General features: G+C 64.9%; 15 protein-coding genes and 1 tRNA gene. 13 read left to right on the forward strand and 3 right to left on the reverse strand.

Annotation, left to right across the window (positions count from 1 at the left end):
• Positions 1-163 precede the first annotated feature (163 nt).
• Both FPJ27_RS26320 and FPJ27_RS26325 read left to right on the forward strand, forming a co-directional pair.
• The gene (locus tag FPJ27_RS26320; RefSeq protein WP_111017248.1) at positions 164-868 is read left to right on the forward strand and encodes a CoA transferase subunit A; all 705 of its coding nucleotides are present in this window, start codon (positions 164-166) and stop codon (positions 866-868) included.
• Between the two features lies 1 nt (position 869).
• Positions 870-1,511, forward strand: coding sequence for a CoA transferase subunit B (locus FPJ27_RS26325; protein WP_204426236.1), 642 nt, complete (start codon positions 870-872; stop codon positions 1,509-1,511).
• Between the two features lie 142 nt (positions 1,512-1,653).
• Here FPJ27_RS26325 and FPJ27_RS26330 read toward each other — a convergent pair whose 3' ends face one another.
• Genes FPJ27_RS26330 through FPJ27_RS26340 form a run of 3 tightly spaced genes read right to left on the reverse strand, consistent with a single transcriptional unit; the run spans position 1,654 to position 3,991 of the window.
• Complete coding sequence (locus tag FPJ27_RS26330; protein WP_072441745.1) at positions 1,654-2,370, reverse strand: SDR family oxidoreductase; 717 nt, start codon at positions 2,368-2,370, stop codon at positions 1,654-1,656.
• 35 nt (positions 2,371-2,405) lie between these two features.
• Positions 2,406-3,422 (reverse strand): polysaccharide deacetylase family protein, encoded by a 1,017-nt coding sequence (locus FPJ27_RS26335; RefSeq protein WP_072441743.1) that lies wholly within the window; start codon positions 3,420-3,422, stop codon positions 2,406-2,408.
• Between the two features lie 11 nt (positions 3,423-3,433).
• On the reverse strand, positions 3,434-3,991 hold the full coding sequence (locus FPJ27_RS26340; protein ID WP_072441776.1) for an ester cyclase: 558 nt from the start codon (positions 3,989-3,991) through the stop codon (positions 3,434-3,436).
• Positions 3,992-4,129: 138 nt separating this feature from the next.
• Here FPJ27_RS26340 and FPJ27_RS26345 point away from each other — a divergent pair, with 138 nt between their 5' ends.
• The 11 genes from FPJ27_RS26345 to pheT all read left to right on the forward strand — a co-directional run bounded on the left by FPJ27_RS26345 (position 4,130) and on the right by pheT (position 16,382).
• Positions 4,130-5,038 carry a LysR family transcriptional regulator gene (locus FPJ27_RS26345; RefSeq protein ID WP_072441741.1) on the forward strand — a complete coding sequence of 303 codons (909 nt, stop codon included), beginning with the start codon at positions 4,130-4,132 and terminating at the stop codon, positions 5,036-5,038.
• 198 nt (positions 5,039-5,236) lie between these two features.
• Positions 5,237-6,142 carry an alpha/beta hydrolase gene (locus FPJ27_RS26350; RefSeq protein WP_204426237.1) on the forward strand — a complete coding sequence of 302 codons (906 nt, stop codon included), beginning with the start codon at positions 5,237-5,239 and terminating at the stop codon, positions 6,140-6,142.
• 80 nt (positions 6,143-6,222) lie between these two features.
• Positions 6,223-6,576 (forward strand): RidA family protein, encoded by a 354-nt coding sequence (locus tag FPJ27_RS26355; protein WP_034184009.1) that lies wholly within the window; start codon positions 6,223-6,225, stop codon positions 6,574-6,576.
• Positions 6,577-6,630: 54 nt separating this feature from the next.
• Entirely contained in the window at positions 6,631-8,865 is a 2,235-nt protein-coding gene (locus FPJ27_RS26360) for a bifunctional (p)ppGpp synthetase/guanosine-3',5'-bis(diphosphate) 3'-pyrophosphohydrolase (protein ID WP_204426238.1), read from the forward strand.
• Between the two features lie 85 nt (positions 8,866-8,950).
• Positions 8,951-9,027 (forward strand) — tRNA-Val (locus tag FPJ27_RS26365).
• Between the two features lie 271 nt (positions 9,028-9,298).
• Entirely contained in the window at positions 9,299-11,206 is a 1,908-nt protein-coding gene (gene thrS, locus FPJ27_RS26370; protein ID WP_072441734.1) for a threonine--tRNA ligase, read from the forward strand.
• Positions 11,207-11,255: 49 nt separating this feature from the next.
• Positions 11,256-11,780 (forward strand): translation initiation factor IF-3, encoded by a 525-nt coding sequence (gene infC / locus FPJ27_RS26375; RefSeq protein WP_071734130.1) that lies wholly within the window; start codon positions 11,256-11,258, stop codon positions 11,778-11,780.
• 190 nt (positions 11,781-11,970) lie between these two features.
• The gene (rpmI, locus tag FPJ27_RS26380; RefSeq protein WP_004191477.1) at positions 11,971-12,168 is read left to right on the forward strand and encodes a 50S ribosomal protein L35; all 198 of its coding nucleotides are present in this window, start codon (positions 11,971-11,973) and stop codon (positions 12,166-12,168) included.
• Positions 12,169-12,198: 30 nt separating this feature from the next.
• The gene (gene rplT, locus FPJ27_RS26385) at positions 12,199-12,558 is read left to right on the forward strand and encodes a 50S ribosomal protein L20 (RefSeq protein WP_004192938.1); all 360 of its coding nucleotides are present in this window, start codon (positions 12,199-12,201) and stop codon (positions 12,556-12,558) included.
• Positions 12,559-12,841: 283 nt separating this feature from the next.
• A complete protein-coding gene (gene pheS, locus FPJ27_RS26390) occupies positions 12,842-13,855 on the forward strand; it encodes a phenylalanine--tRNA ligase subunit alpha (protein ID WP_034184012.1) in 1,014 nt (337 codons plus the stop codon).
• Positions 13,856-13,952: 97 nt separating this feature from the next.
• Positions 13,953-16,382 (forward strand): phenylalanine--tRNA ligase subunit beta, encoded by a 2,430-nt coding sequence (gene pheT / locus FPJ27_RS26395; protein ID WP_204426239.1) that lies wholly within the window; start codon positions 13,953-13,955, stop codon positions 16,380-16,382.
• Positions 16,383-16,386 lie beyond the last annotated feature (4 nt).

The raw sequence follows: 16,386 nt of genomic DNA on the forward strand, positions 1-16,386 counted from the left end.
GCATCGTACCCTTTCAGGCATCTCGCGGCGGTTCGTCGCGATATAAAAACAGCGCGCCTCGACGCACGCATCGCCGCGCATGCATAGAATGATGCGGCGGGCTTGCGGTCCACATGGGCGCGTGAACCGGTTTCGCTGGTTTCCATAGAGGAAGGGACAACAGATGAACAAAGTCTATCCAAGCGCGGCTGCCGCGCTGGAAGGGATCGTCCGCGACGGACAGACCTTCGCGGTGGGCGGCTTCGGCCTGTGCGGGATTCCCGAGGCGCTGATCGGCGCGTTGCGCGATTCGGGCGTCAAGGGCATCACCTGCATCAGCAACAACGCGGGCGTCGACGGTTTCGGTCTCGGCCTGCTGCTGGAAACGCGCCAGATCAAGAAGATGATCTCGTCGTACGTCGGCGAGAACAAGGAGTTCGAGCGCCAGTACCTGGCCGGCGAACTCGAGCTCGAATTCACGCCGCAGGGCACGCTGGCCGAGAAGCTGCGCGCGGGCGGCGCGGGCATCCCCGCGTTCTTCACCAATACCGGCTACGGCACCGTGATCGCGGAAGGCAAGGAGACGCGCCAGTTCGGCGATCGCCACTACGTGCTCGAGCCGTCGCTGACGGCCGATGTCGCGCTCGTGAAGGCCTGGAAGGCCGACAAGTCCGGCAACCTGATCTATCGCCGCACCGCGCGCAACTTCAACCCGATGTGCGCGATGGCCGGCAAGATCACCGTGGTGGAGGTCGAGGAGATCGTCGAGAACGGCGCACTCGATCCGGACCAGGTCCATACGCCGGGGATTTTCGTGCAGCGCATCGTTCTGAACGCGACGCCGGAAAAACGCATCGAACAACGCGTCGTACGCGCGAAAGGAGACTGACATGGCCTGGAATCGTGACCAGATGGCCGCGCGCGCGGCGCAGGAACTGCAGGACGGCTTCTACGTGAACCTCGGCATCGGCCTGCCGACGCTCGTCGCGAACCACGTGCCGGAAGGCGTCGAGGTGTGGCTGCAGTCGGAGAACGGGCTGCTCGGCATCGGCCCGTCGCCGACCGAGGACGAAGTCGACGCCGACCTCATCAACGCCGGCAAGCAGACTGTCACGACGCTGCCGGGTTCGTCGATCTTCTCGTCGGCCGACTCGTTCGCAATGATCCGCGGCGGCCACATCAACCTCGCGATCCTCGGTGCGATGCAGGTCAGCAAGCAGGGCGACCTCGCGAACTGGATGATCCCGGGCAAGATGATCAAGGGGATGGGCGGCGCGATGGACCTCGTCGCGGGCGTGAAGCGCGTCGTCGTGCTGATGGAGCACGTCGCGAAGGGCGACCAGCACAAGATTCTCGACGAATGCAACCTGCCGTTGACGGGCGTCGGCGTGGTCGACCTGATCATCACCGATCTCGGCGTGATCGAAGTGACGCCGGCCGGTCTGAAGGTTCTCGAACTCGCCGACGGCGTGAGCGTCGACGAGATCCAGGCGAAGACGGGCGCACCGCTCGACGTGAGCGCGGTCGCGTAAGCCGACGGAACCTGGCGCCGCGCGCCGTTGCGCGGCTACGGCGCCCCGCATGCTTCGATGCATGCGGGGCGCTGTCTTTTGGCGCGCGGGAATGCGCGTTTCCATGGCGATCGCGCCCGTGTCGCGGACCTTTCTCGACGTACTACGCGATTGCGCCGCCGCCGTCGACGAGCACGGTCGAACCGGTCGAGTACGGCGTCGCTGCCAGATAGACGATCGCGTTCGCGACATCCTCGGGCCGGCCCACGCGGCGCGCCGGCAACCGTTGCGCGGCGCCGGCGAACATGGCGTCGCGCGCGTCGGTCGCGAGCTTGTCCCACAGCGGCGTGGCGATCAGGCCGGGCGATACCGTGTTGACGCGTACGGGGGCCAGTTCGAGCGCCAGGCCGCGGGCCAGTGCATCGAGTGCCGCATTGATGGCGCCCTGCAGCACCGACGATGCACTCGGTCGCACGCCGAGAAACCCCGACACGAACGTCAGCGAGCCGCCCGGGGCGACGTCGATTGCACGCGCGATGCGATACGCGCCCCAGAACTTGCTGTCCATCGCGGCCTGCGCGGCGTCGAATGCGAGCGAACGGACCGGGCCCGTTGCGGTCTGGGCTGCGGAAATCACGACGTGGTCGAACTGGCCGGCGCGTGCGCAGAACGCATCGACTTCGTCGGTTCGCGTGATGTCGAGCGGTGCGAAGCGCGTGCCGCGGCCGATTGCGGCTGCGATAGCCTCGCCCTTGCGTGCGTCGCGCGAAGCGATCGTCACGCGTGCGCCGCGTTGTGCGAATGCCTGCGCGGCGGCCGCGCCGATCCCGGAGCTTCCGCCGACCACGAGCACCGCGTTGCCATTGAATGAATCGTTCATGATGGTTCGTTTCCGTTGAGAAGAAAGAAATCCGGTCAGATCGTCTCGGTTTCGCGCAGTGTCGCCGCGCTGCCGAGCGCGTAGCGCGCGATCTCGTCCTTGCGCATGAACGCGACACCCGGATGCGCTCGCGCGTAGCGCAGGAATTCGTCCCACGCATGGACCATCTGCGGCGTGCCGCTGATCCGGTCGTGTGCGCTGATCGACATCAGCCTGCGTCGCTGCCCGGCCTCCGCGTAGAGCTGGTCGAAATCGAGCTTGATCTGCTCCAGGAACATCGTCGGCGAGTAATTGCGGCCTTCGATCAGCAGGATGTCGTTGTTGCGCAGCGTGTACGGGACGACCACGAAGTCGCGGCCGCCGACGGTCTCGATGAACGGCTCGTCGCGGCTGACGTCGTCGATGTGATAGACGTAGCCGAGTTCCTGCAGCAACGACAGCGTATTTGGCCCGCGCCGCAACCAGTTGCAGTTGTAGCCGATCGGCCTCGTACCGGTCGCCGCCTCGACCATGTCGCGCGCTTCGGTCAGGAAGCGTCGCTCGTCGTCGCGGCTCATCGCGAATTGCGCGCGCCAGGTCGGGCCGTGCGCGGCCGCTTCGTGGCCGCGCGCGACGATCTCGCGGGCCAGTTCGGGATGGCGGCGCGCGGCTTCCCCGATCATGTGCGAGGTGACTTTCACGTCGTGGCGGTCCCACAGGTCGAGAAGGCGCGGAATCCCTTCCCGGTAGCCGTAAGCGAACCAGGTGGCTGACGCGAGATCGACCGGCACGGACGGTGGAAACGCGACGGGCGGGAAGGGGCTGTCCGCGCCCTTGGGCGGTTGCCCGCCGGCTTCGAACTGCATCGAGATCGAGATCGCCAGGCGGATGTCGTCCGGCCAGAACTTGCCGTGTGCGGCGGTCGGCGCGGCGAGCGGCCCGGCCGTTGCGGCGCTTGCGCCCCGCGCCGCGCTGCCGAGTACCGCGCCGGCGGCGGCCAGCCCGGCGCCCGCACCGGCCTGTGCGAGAAACGCGCGGCGGGCCGTGCGCATCGAAGGATCGAAGTTCGTCATCGGCCGAGCCCTCAGTTTGCGACGCCGAGTTGGCGCATCAGCGTCAGGTTGTCTTCGATGTGCCAGTTCTCGGCGATCCGGCCGGCCGCGATCCGGTAGATGTCGGTCGCGATGAAATCGACTGCCTGCCCATGACCGGTCGTGTTACCGAAGACCTCGGTGAAATGTCCGCGAAACCGCAGGTGAACGACGACGCGATCGCCGGCGACGATCATCTGCTCGATCTCGCAATGCAGGTCGGGAATCGCCGCGCGCATCGTTCGTGATGCCGCGAGCGGCCCCGGCAGGCCCTGGGCGCGTCCGGCCGGCAGCGTGCGATCCGTGAAGTCGGCAGCGAGTGCCGTGCGCGCAAGCGCCTCGTCTCCGGTGTCCCAGAACGTTGCGTAGCGGCGCGCCGCAAGGATCTGGCCGCGCGCCTGCGCGGCAGGCAGTCCGGCCGCGACCGTCAGGTGCAACGGAGCCGCGAGATCGGCCGCATTGGCGGTGACAGGCGGTAGCGCGACTGCGGCAAACGTCGTCGCGAGCGTGCCGGCAATCGAGCGGCGCAGGAATCGTTGCAAGGCAGACATCGGATTCTCCTTTTTCATGATGGTGCGCCTGGATGGCGCAGCGACGTCATGGTAGGTTTCCGGATTCGATATAAATACCAAAGGGAAGCGAATGGATTATTCGAAAAAAGGAAAGGGTGGCGGCTCGAGGATGCTCGAATGCTGATTGACGACCTGCCTGCGCTGGAAACCTTCTCGATCGTCGTCGCGGCGGGCAGCCTGTCGGCGGCGGCGCGGGAGCAGGACTTGTCGCTGTCTGTAATCAGCAAACGGCTTGCGCACCTGGAGGCTCGGCTCGGCGTGCGCCTGCTGCACCGGACGACTCGCCGGCAGACGTTGACCGACGAGGGCGCTCTGTTCCATGCACAGGTGCTGCGCATCCTCGCCGAAGTCGACCTGGCGGAAACGCTGATGCAGGATCGTCGCGGCACGGTGAGCGGCCTGCTGCGCGTGACCGCGCCGGGCGAGATCGGGCGACTGCGGATCGCGCCGCTCGTCGCCGAGTTCCGGCGCCGGCATCCGCAGGTGTGCGTGCAACTGATTCTGACCGACACGGTCGTCGATCTGCTCGCGCACGAGATCGACGTCGCGGTGCGGATCGGCAGTCTCGCCGATTCGTCGATGATTGCGCGTGAACTGGCGCCGAACCGCCGTGTGCTGTGCGCGTCGCCGGCATACGTGGCCGAATGCGGCTTACCGGTGCATCCCGGCGAGCTGCGTGCGCACCGTTGCATCGTGATGGGCGAGCAACTGCAGGCCGAATGGCGGTTCGATGGCTTGGACGGCCCGATCGCGGTCGAGGTCGCGGCGGCGGTGCTGACCAACGACGGAGGCGCGGCGCGCATGCTTGCGCTCGACGGCGCGGGCATTGCGTTGAAGTCGATCTGGGACGTCGCGTCCGATCTCGAGGCGGGCCGGCTCGTGCGGGTGCTGCCTGCGTATGCGGCGCCAGCGGCGCCGCTGCATGCAGTCTATCCGGGCGGGCGGCATCTCGCGTTGCGCGTGCGGACGTTCGTCGACTTCATGCGCGAGCACTTGCAGGCGGCGTGGCGCTGGGACGAGAGCTGACGTTGCGCGCGATTGTGTGGATCGTTTCGTCGAAAGAGGGCGCACGGCGAACATCACGCGCGCAGCATTCCGCGACATGGATGGCCGGCGGCGGACCGCGGCGGACCGCGCCGAGCGACCGAAGCGGTTTACAATCGTCTGCATTGGGCCGCACCAGCGTTGCCTCGCTGCGCGCCCCCGTTCGACAGGATGCCAACGATGCCAACGACCCCAGCGACCCCAGCGAATCCCCCGGTTCCTCGCCAGCGGCGCGTGCAGTGTGCGAGCGCTGCCGGCCTTCATCACGTCGCCTATACCGAATGGGGCGACCCCGCCAATCCGCGCGTGCTGGTCTGCGTGCACGGCCTGACCCGTTCCGGGCGCGATTTCGACCGGCTCGCCGCCGCGCTGTCCGATACCTATCGCGTCGTTTGCCCTGATGTCGTCGGGCGCGGCCGGTCTGACTGGCTCGCCGATCCGCGGCTCTATGCGATCCCGCAATACGTGGCCGACATGGTGACGCTGATCGCGCGGCTCGACGTCGAATCGGTCGACTGGTTCGGCACGTCGATGGGCGGCCTGATCGGCATCGCGTTCGCGGGGCTGCCCGGTTCGCCGCTGCGGCGGATGATCGTCAACGACGTCGGCCCGCGCATCGAACCCGATTCGCTGACGCGCATCGGCGAGTATCTCGGCGTGCAGCCGCGCTTTGCGACCGAGCAGGAGGGTGTCGACTATCTGACGTCGTTGTCGCTGCCGTTCGGCGCGCTGGCCGCCGACGAGTGGCGCGAAATCAACGGGCCGCTGCTGCGCGAGCTGCCCGAAGGCGGCTGGACGATGCGTTACGATCCGCGCATTGCCGAGCCGTTCAAGGCGACGACGCCCGAACTGGCCGCGCTCGGCGAGGCAGCGCTGTGGCGTGCCATCGAGACGACGGACGCGTCGCTGCTCGTCGTGCGCGGCGAGACGTCCGACCTGCTGTCGCGCGAGACGGTGGCCGACATGGTGCGTCGCGGCCGGCATGTGACGCAGGCCGAGATTCCCGGTGCGGGCCACGCGCCGGCGTTCATCGGCGCCGACCAGATTGCGCTCGCGCGGCGGTTTTTCGTCGAAGGCGACGCATAAACGCGTCATAATATGCGGTTCGGCGGCACGCGGGCCGTGTCGTCGTCCGATTCTTTACCCACTCACGACCGGAACATTCCATGGCAGTCATTCGTCATCACGTCGGGGCCCGTCTCTCCGAAACCGCGATCCACAACGGTACCGTGTATCTGGCCGGCCAGATCGCCGAAGACACCGCGCAGGACATCAGGGGCCAGACGCGCGAAGTGCTCGGCCACATCGACCGCCTGCTTGCCGAAGCGAACAGCGACAAGGCGCATCTGCTGTCGGTACAGATCTACATCTCGGATCTGGCGAACTTCGAAGGCATGAATGCGGAGTGGGACGCATGGGTCGCGCAGGGCAACACGCCGCCGCGCGCCACCGTCGAGGCGAAGCTCGCGGATCCGGCGCTGCTCGTCGAGATCGTGGTCGTTGCCGCGCAGCGGAGCTGAGCGGGGCAGAGCTGAGCATCAACCGACGATGACCGCATTCCGTCAGGCCGTGCAATGACCGAGTCCGTTTCCACTTCTCCCGTCGCGGCACCGTCGTTCGACGACGTGCTCGCGTTCGTGCGCGAGCGGGCCGGCGACGCACGGCTGTCGTCCGGCGAACTGCTCGCCGATCACTCGGCGGGCACGGCGTCGATCATGCGCACGCTGAACGTCGATCCGTCCGCGATGCAGGCCGCCGCGCTGTTCGTGCTGACGCCGCACCTGAACGACCCGGAGCGCGAGCTCACCGAACGTTTCGGCGACGAAGTGGCGCGGCTCGTGTCGGACGTGCGCAAGCTGTTGCGGCTCGGCACCGTCAGCCTGCGCGCCGCGCAGAACGCGGTGCCCGACGCCGGGCGCGACGCGGCGGAAGAGCGGCGCACGCAGATCGAGGCGCTGCGCAAGATGCTGCTCGCGTTTGCGCAGGACATCCGCGTGGTGCTGATCCGGCTCGCGTCGCGGTTGCAGTCGCTGCGCTACTACGCGGCCGCGAAGATCGACCCGCCGCCCGACGTCGCGCGCGAGACGCTCGAGATCTATGCGCCGCTCGCGAACCGCCTCGGGATCTGGCAACTGAAGTGGGAGCTCGAGGATCTCGCGTTCCGCTTCGAGGATCCCGTCACCTACAAGCGGATCGCGAAGCTGCTCGACGAGAAGCGCATCGAGCGCGAGGCGTACGTCACGCAGGCGATCGGGCGGCTGCAGCACGAGCTGGCGGACGCGCACATCCAGGCCGACGTGAGCGGCCGGCCGAAGCACATCTATAGCATCTGGCGCAAGATGCGCGGCAAGGAGCTCGATTTCGCCGAGTTGTACGACGTGCGTGCGTTTCGCGTGATCGTGCCCGACATCAAGGATTGCTACGCGGTGCTTGGCATCGTGCATCACCTGTGGCAGCCGGTGCCGAAGGAGTTCGACGACTACATCTCGCGGCCGAAGCCGAACGGCTACAAGTCGCTGCATACGGTCGTAATCGGCGACGACGGCCGTGCGTTCGAAGTGCAGATCCGCACGCAGGAGATGCACCGCTTCGCGGAGTACGGCGTTGCCGCGCACTGGCGCTACAAGGAGGCCGGTGCGCGCGGCTACGGCGGCCAGTTCTCGGCGAGCGACAAGTACGACGAGAAGATCGCGTGGCTGCGTCAGTTGCTCGCATGGAAGGACGATGTCGAGGACGGCCCGGGGGTATCGGGCGACCAGGCGTGGGCGCAATTGCGCGAGACGTCGCTCGACGACGACCACATCTACGTGCTGACGCCGCAGGCGCGCGTGATCGCGCTGCCGCAGGGCGCGACGCCGGTCGATTTCGCGTACCACTTGCACAGCGAGCTCGGTCATCGTTGCCGCGGCGCGCGCGTCGACGGCGTGATGGTGCCGCTGAACACGCCGCTCGCGAACGGCCAGACGGTCGAGATCGTCGCGGTGAAGGAGGGCGGGCCGTCGCGCGACTGGCTGAACCTGCAGCTCGGTTACCTGAAGAGTTCGCGCGCGCGTCAGAAGGTGCGGGCGTGGTTCAACTCGATCGAGCAGGAAGAAAATGTTTCGCATGGCCGGGCGCTCGTCGAAAAGACGCTGCAGCGCGAGGGCAAGACGTCGGTCAACCTGGACAACCTCGCCGCGAAGCTCGGCTTCAAGTCGCCCGAGGAGTTGTTCTCGGTCGTCGGCAAGGAAGAATTCAGCCTGCGCAACGTCGAACATGCGTTGTCGGATGCGCCGCCGCCCGAGCCGGCGCCCGAGGCGCCAGCCGATTTCGAGAAGCGCAGCAGCGGCGCGAGCGTTGCGCACGGTGCGTCGACCGGCGTGCTGGTGGTGGGCGTCGACGCGCTGCTGACCCAGCTCGCGCGTTGCTGCCGGCCGGCACCGCCCGATCCGATCAGCGGCTTCGTCACGCGCGGCAAGGGGATGTCGATCCACCGCAGCGATTGCCCGACGTTTCGCCGGATGGTCGAGCGCGCGCCGGAACGCGTGCTGCAGACGACCTGGTCGGCCGACGTGCTGGGCGGGCGCGGCGCGTCCGTCTATCCGGTCGACCTGATGATCGAGGCGAGCGACCGGCAAGGGTTGCTGCGCGACATCTCCGAAGTGTTCGCGCGCGAAAAGATGAACGTGGTGGGCGTGAAGACGCAGAGTCGCCGCAATGCGGCATTCATGCAGTTCACGGTCGAGGTGTCGAACTCGGCGCAAGTCCAGCGCGCCTGCACGCTGCTCGGTGAGGTGCAGGGTGTCGTACGGGCCGGTCGCAAGGCATGATGGGGCTCGAACCCCGTTATTTTGCTGCGACCGCATAAAAACGCTTGCCAAACCGACAGCGACTCCATATAATTTTAGCTTCTCTAGGCTCGTAGCTCAGCTGGTTAGAGCACCACCTTGACATGGTGGGGGTCGTTGGTTCGAGTCCAATCGAGCCTACCAACGAATTGAGAATGCCCGGTCTCCGGGTATTCGATGCAGTAAATAGCTCAACGCGAACAAGGCGAATACGGTTATGACACCGCGAACGTTGACCGAAACCACTTCGGAGCGACGCTAGTCGAGGAACGTTTTCGTCCTTTCAGTTTGAGTGAAGTATCGAATGCGGCCCCTCGAAAGCGGGGCCGCATTTTTTTTGTCGCGAAAATTCCGCGCGTGACTTTTACATCGCGTGCCTGGTCTGCCGCCCACTGTCGGCATCACGGAGATTGCTATGGTTTCGATACGCTTGCCTGACGGCTCAGTTCGACAATACGAGCATCCGGTGACAGTTGCCGAGGTTGCAGCCTCGATCGGTCCCGGCCTTGCGAAGGCTGCGCTTGGTGGCAAGCTCGACGGCGAGCTCGTCGATACGTCCGCGGTGATCGACCGCGACGCGTCGCTCGCCATCGTCACGGACAAGGATGCCGACGGCCTCGACATCATCCGTCACTCGACCGCGCACTTGCTCGCGTACGCGGTGAAGGACCTGTATCCGGATGCGCAGGTGACGATCGGCCCCGTGATCGACAACGGCTTCTATTACGACTTCTCGTACAATCGTCCGTTTACGCCGGAAGATCTGGAAAAGATCGAAAAGCGCATGCAGGAGCTCGCGAAGAAGGACGAGCCCGTGACGCGCCGTGTCGTGTCGCGCGACGAGGCTGCAGGTTACTTCCGCAGCCTCGGCGAGAAGTACAAGGCCGAGATCATCGAATCGATTCCGCAAAGCGACGAAATCAAGCTGTATTCGCATGGCGGCTTCACCGATCTGTGCCGCGGCCCGCACGTGCCGTCGACCGGCAAGCTGAAAGTCTTCAAGCTGATGAAGGTCGCGGGCGCGTACTGGCGCGGCGATTCGAAGAACGAGCAGCTGCAGCGCATCTACGGCACGGCCTGGACGAAGAAGGAAGACCAGGATCAGTACCTGCACATGCTCGAGGAAGCGGAAAAGCGCGACCACCGCAAGCTCGGCAAGCAGCTCGACCTGTTTCATATGCAGGAAGAGTCGCCGGGCATGGTGTTCTGGCATCCGAAGGGCTGGGCGCTGTGGCAGCAGGTCGAGCAGTACATGCGCCGCCGCGTGAACGAAGCCGGCTACCTCGAGATCAAGACGCCGATGATCATGGACCGCTCGCTGTGGGAAGCGTCCGGCCACTGGCAGAACTACCGCGAGAACATGTTCACGACGGAGTCGGAGAAGCGCGACTACGCGATCAAGCCGATGAACTGTCCGGGGCACGTCCAGGTGTTCAAGCACGGCCTGCGTTCGTATCGCGACCTGCCGTTGCGTTACGCGGAATTCGGCTCGTGCCACCGCAACGAGGCGTCGGGCGCGCTGCACGGCCTGATGCGCGTGCGCGGTTTCGTGCAGGACGATGCGCACATCTTCTGTACGGAAGACCAGATCATTGCCGAGTCGATCGCGTTCAACAGGCTCGCGATGAGCGTGTATGGCGATTTCGGCTTCGACCACATCGACATCAAGCTGTCGCTGCGTCCGGAGCAGCGCATGGGTTCCGACGAAACGTGGGACCGTGCCGAGCAGGGCCTGCGTGAAGCGCTGACGGCGTGCGGCCTCCAGTGGGAAGAACTGCCGGGCGAGGGTGCATTCTATGGTCCGAAGATCGAGTACCACATCAAGGACGCGCTCGGCCGTTCGTGGCAGTGCGGCACGCTGCAGCTCGACATGATGCTGCCGGAACGTCTCGGCGCTGAGTACGTGGCGGAAGATAACAGCCGTCGCCGGCCCGTGATGCTGCACCGTGCGATCGTCGGTTCGATGGAGCGATTCCTCGGCATTTTGATCGAGCACCACGCTGGTGCGATGCCGGTCTGGCTCGCGCCGATGCAGGCTGTTGTGCTCAATATCGCCGAAAGTCAGGTCGAATATGCGCAATCTCTGGCCCAATCGTTGCAAAAACAAGGGGTTAGAGTGACGGCGGATTTGCGCAACGAGAAGATTAGCTATAAAATACGCGAGCACACGCTGGAAAAGGTACCTTATCTCCTCGTCGTGGGCGATAAGGAGCGTGATGCGCAAACGGTAGCCGTGCGTGCCCGTGGCGGCGTCGATCTTGGCGTGATGCCGGTCGATGCCTTCGTTGAGCGTCTGCAGGAAGACCTGCGCTCGTTCAAGTAACCACCCTGGCAGCGCGGCTCGTTTTTTTAATTTTTAGAGGAAACGTAACATCGCTACTGATAAGTCGTCGCATCGCATCAACGGTGAAATCACTGCGCCGGAAGTGCGTCTGGTCGGGATCGAGAACGAACCGCTCGGTATCGTAAAACTCGCTGATGCTTTCCGTAAATCGGAAGAACTGGATGTTGACCTGGTGGAAATCGCGCCGCAAGCGGTTCCCCCGGTTTGCCGTCTGATGGATTACGGCAAGTTCAAGTACCAGGAATCGAAGAAGCAGCACGAAGCGAAGCTGAAGCAGAAGGTCATCCAGGTCAAGGAAGTCAAGTTCCGCCCGGGTACCGATGACGGGGATTACAACGTCAAGCTTCGCAATCTCGTGCGCTTCCTCGAAGAGGGCGACAAGACGAAGATCACGTTGCGTTTCCGCGGCCGTGAAATGGCTCACCAGGAAATCGGTATGCGGATGCTTGAGCGTCTGCGCACGGATCTCGAGGAAGTCGGCCAGGTCGAGCAGATGCCGAAGATGGAAGGGCGCCAGATGATCATGGTGCTCTCGCCGAAGAAAAAGAAGTAACGGGCTCGCGCGCTTCGCGCGCAGGTTCGGAAGTGGTTCGGCGCGTTGCCCGGTCAGGGCGGCGCGCCAACAATGACGGCGGCTGCGCAAGCGGCACGCCGTACACAAGTGGACTGGGTTTCGAAGGGCGGGTCAAGGGCGCAAGCCAACCGCACACCCATCGCCATCTAATAAACTGGAGTTGTTCGTCATGCCTAAGATGAAGACCAAGAAGAGCGCTGCAAAGCGCTTCGTGGTGCGTCCGGGCGGTACCGTCAAGCGCGGTCAAGCCTTCAAGCGCCACATCCTGACCAAGAAAACCACGAAGAACAAGCGCCATCTGCGCGGCGCAACGGCAGTTCATGATTCCGATCTGAACTCCGTCCGCGCGATGCTCCCGTTCGCGTAACCCCTCAATCGATACTCTAAGGAGAGAAACATGCCTCGAGTCAAACGTGGGGTAACCGCACGGGCCCGCCACAAGAAGATCATCAACCTGGCCAAGGGTTATCGCGGCCGCCGCAATAACGTCTACCGCATCGCCAAGCAGGCGGTGATGCGCGCTGGCCAGTACGCGTACCGCGATCGCCGCAACAAGAAGCGTGTGTTCCGCGCACTGTGGATCACGCGTATCAACGCGGCAGTTCGCCAGCACGACATGACCTACAGCGTGTTCATCAACGGCCTGAAGAAGGCGTCGATCGAACTCGACCGTAAGGTGCTGGCCGACATGGCGGTGTTCGACAAGGCTGCTTTTGCTGCGATCGTCAAGCAGGTGAAAGCCGCCGTTGCAGCCTAATTGCGAAATTAGCACTGCGTGGTTAGTTGCAGCGATGATCCGGTAGTCTCGGCCGCTGCAGCGAAAACGGGGCTCTTCCGAGCCCCTTTTTTTATCGGCCCTCGCTGGGCCGCCCCAAGAGGGCCGATCGCCCCCTCGGGGGGCAGCGAATGTGTCGATCCGGAGTTAGCGCCTTTGGCGCTTACTCCGGTCCCATGCAAAGCACGAGAGCGTGGGGGCCGTTTTTTGTTGGCCGGGCGATTTCGCTCGCCAAGACCGAATGACGTTGGAAATGATGGGATCTATGGATCTGGACCAGATTGTCGCCGACGCGCAGCAGTCCTTCGAACAGGCTGCCGACATCACCACGCTCGAAAACGAGAAAGCACGATTTCTCGGCAAATCGGGTGCGCTGACCGAGTTGCTGAAGGGCCTCGGCAAGCTCGATCCCGAAGCACGCAAAACCGAAGGCGCACGCATCAACGTCGTGAAGCAGCAGGTTGAAGCCGCGCTGACCGCACGTCGCCAGGCGCTGGCCGATGCGCTGTTGAACCAGCGCCTCGCCGCCGAGGCGATCGACGTGACGTTGCCGGGCCGCGGCGCCGGTGCAGGCAGCCTGCACCCCGTGATGCGCACGTGGGAGCGCGTCGAACAGATTTTCCGCTCGATCGGTTTCGACGTGGCCGACGGTCCCGAAATCGAGACCGACTGGTACAACTTCACGTCGCTGAACAGCCCGGAGAACCATCCGGCGCGTTCGATGCAGGACACCTTCTATGTCGAAGGCAAGGACGCCGACGGCCGCCAACTGCTGCTGCGCACGCACACGAGCCCGATGCAGGTGCGTTACGCGCGCATGAACCGTCCGCCGATCAAGGTGATCGCGCCGGGCCGCACGTATCGCGTCGACAGCGATGCGACCCACTCGCCGATGTTCAATCAGGTCGAGGGGCTGTGGATCGACGAAAACATCAGCTTCGCCGACCTCAAGGGCGTCTATACCGACTTCCTGAAAAAATTCTTCGAGCGCGACGACATCCTCGTGCGCTTCCGGCCGTCGTATTTCCCGTTCACGGAACCGTCGGCCGAAATCGACATGATGTTCGAGCAAGGCAAGAACGCCGGCAAGTGGCTCGAGATCTCCGGCTCGGGGCAGGTGCATCCGACCGTGATTCGCAACATGGGCCTCGATCCCGAGCGTTACATCGGCTTCGCGTTCGGCAGCGGCCTCGAGCGCCTGACGATGCTGCGCTACGGCGTCCAGGATCTCCGGCTGTTCTTCGAGAACGACCTGCGTTTCCTGCGCCAGTTCGCATAACGCCGCTCGCCGCGCCGACCTGTGCCCGCACACGCCCCGACGGACGATCCGATGGGGCCCCGGGCGTCGATCTAACCTGTTTCGAACGTAGACATCCATGCAATTCCCTGAATCCTGGTTGAGAACCTTTGTCGACCCGCAGCTCACGACCGACGAACTGTCGCACGCGCTGACGATGGCGGGGCTCGAAGTCGAATCGCTGAGCAAGGCTGCGCCGCCGACGTCGAAGATCGTCGTCGGCCGCGTGCTCGAAGTCGTCAAGCATCCGGATGCGGACAAGCTCAATGTCTGCCAGGTCGACGCCGGCACCGGCGCGACGCTGAATATCGTCTGCGGCGCGCCGAACGTGGCGCCCGGCATCAAGGTGCCGGTCGCGCTGGTCGGCGCGGAACTGCCGCCGGCAGAAGAGGGCGGCAAGCCGTTCGCGATCAAGCTGTCGAAGCTGCGCGGCGTGGAGAGCCAGGGGATGCTGTGCTCGGCGCGCGAGCTGAAGCTGTCCGAGGACCACAGCGGCCTGCTGATCCTGCCGGAAGACACGCCGGTCGGTCAGGACATCCGCGAGACGCTCAATCTCGACGACACGATCTTCGAAATCAAGCTGACGCCGAACAAGGCCGACTGCCTGTCCGTGTTCGGCATCGCGCGCGAGACGGCCGCGATCACCGGCGCACCGCTGACGCCGGTCGACATCCGCCCGGTGCGCGTCGAGCTCGACGAAACGCTGCCGGTGCGCATTGCCGCCCCCGATTTGTGCGGCCGCTTCTCGGGTCGCGTGATCCGCGGCGTGAACGCGCATGCGAAGACGCCGCAGTGGATGGTCGAGCGTCTCGAGCGTTCGGGCCAGCGAAGCGTGTCCGCGCTTGTCGACATCTCGAACTACGTGATGTTCGAGCTCGGCCGTCCGTCGCACGTGTTCGATCTCGACAAGATCCACGGCGGCATCGAGGTGCGCTGGGGCAAGCGCGGCGAATCGCTGAAGCTGCTCAACGGCAACACGGTCGAACTCGACGAAACGGTCGGCGTGATTTCGGACGACCGCCAGGTCGAAAGCCTGGCCGGCATCATGGGCGGCGACAGCACGGCCGTCACGCTCGACACGACCAACATCTACCTGGAAGCCGCGTTCTGGTGGCCGGACAGCATCCGCGGCCGCGCGCGCAAGTACAACTTCTCGACCGATGCGGCCCATCGCTTCGAGCGCGGCGTCGATTACGCGACGACCGTCGAGCACGTCGAGCGCATCACGCAGCTGATTCTCGAGATCTGCGGCGGCAAGGCCGGCCCGGTCGACGATCAGTCCGTGAACCTGCCGCAGCGCGCGCCGGTGAAGATGCGCGTGTCGCGCGCAAACCGCATCATCGGCGTGAAGATCGGCGCCGACGAGATCGCCAGCATCTTCACGCGCCTCGGCCTGCCGTTCGAGCGTGAAGACGACGCGTTCCTCGTGACGCCGCCGTCGCACCGCTTCGACATCGAGATCGAGGAAGACCTGATCGAGGAAGTGGCGCGTATCTACGGCTTCGAGAAGATCCCCGCACGTCCGCCGGTCGCGACGAGCGAAATGCGTGCGACCAACGAGACGCGGCGCTCGATCCACGACATCCGTCATGCGCTCGCCGCGCGCGACTATGCGGAAACCGTCAACTTCAGCTTCGTCGATGCGGAGTGGGAGCACGATTTCGCAGGCAACGACAACCCGATCCGGCTGCTGAACCCGATCGCGAGCCAGCTTTCGGTGATGCGCACGACGCTGTTCGGCAGCCTGATCGCCGTGCTGCGCCACAACCTGAACCGGCGCGCCGATCGCGTGCGCGTGTTCGAGTCGGGCCGCGTGTTCCTCGCCGATCCGTCGGTGAAGGCCGGCGAGCTGGCCGTCGAGGGGCATTCGCAGCCGAAGCGTGTCGGCGCGCTTGCGTACGGTCCGGCACTCGACGAGCAGTGGGGCGTCGCGACCCGCGCGGTCGATTTCTTCGACGTGAAGGGCGATCTGGAGGCGCTGCTCGCGCCCGCGGCCGCGCGTTTCGTGAAGGCAGAGCATCCGGCCCTCCATCCGGGCCGCAGCGCGCGGATCGAGGTCGATGGCCGCGCAGTCGGCTGGATCGGCGAGTTGCACCCGCGCCTGATGCAGAAGTACGAGCTGCCGCATGCGCCCGTGATGTTCGAGATCGATGCGGACGCGTTGATTGCGCGTGCGCTGCCCGCGCCGACCGACGTGTCGAAATTCCCGCCGGTACGTCGCGATATCGCCGTTGTCGTCGATCAGGCGGTCGAGGTTCAGGCACTTTTCGACGAAATGAAGAAGGCGCTTGCCGAAGAAGCCTGCCGATTCGTTCAGAAGGTTGTACTCTTCGACGAATTTCGTGCAAAATCAAATACTTCCGGTGGTCTTGCCGCGCACGAGAAGAGCCTTGCCTTCCGCGTGACGCTGCAGGACGCGGCTGGCACGCTACAGGACGAGGTCGTCGATCAGGCGATCCAGACGCTGGTCGAGCGGATGGCTCGTGCCGGTGCGCGCCTGCGCGGCTAAGGAG

Source organism: Burkholderia sp. MS455, from assembly GCF_016899445.1.
Taxonomy (GTDB): domain Bacteria; phylum Pseudomonadota; class Gammaproteobacteria; order Burkholderiales; family Burkholderiaceae; genus Burkholderia; species Burkholderia pyrrocinia_C.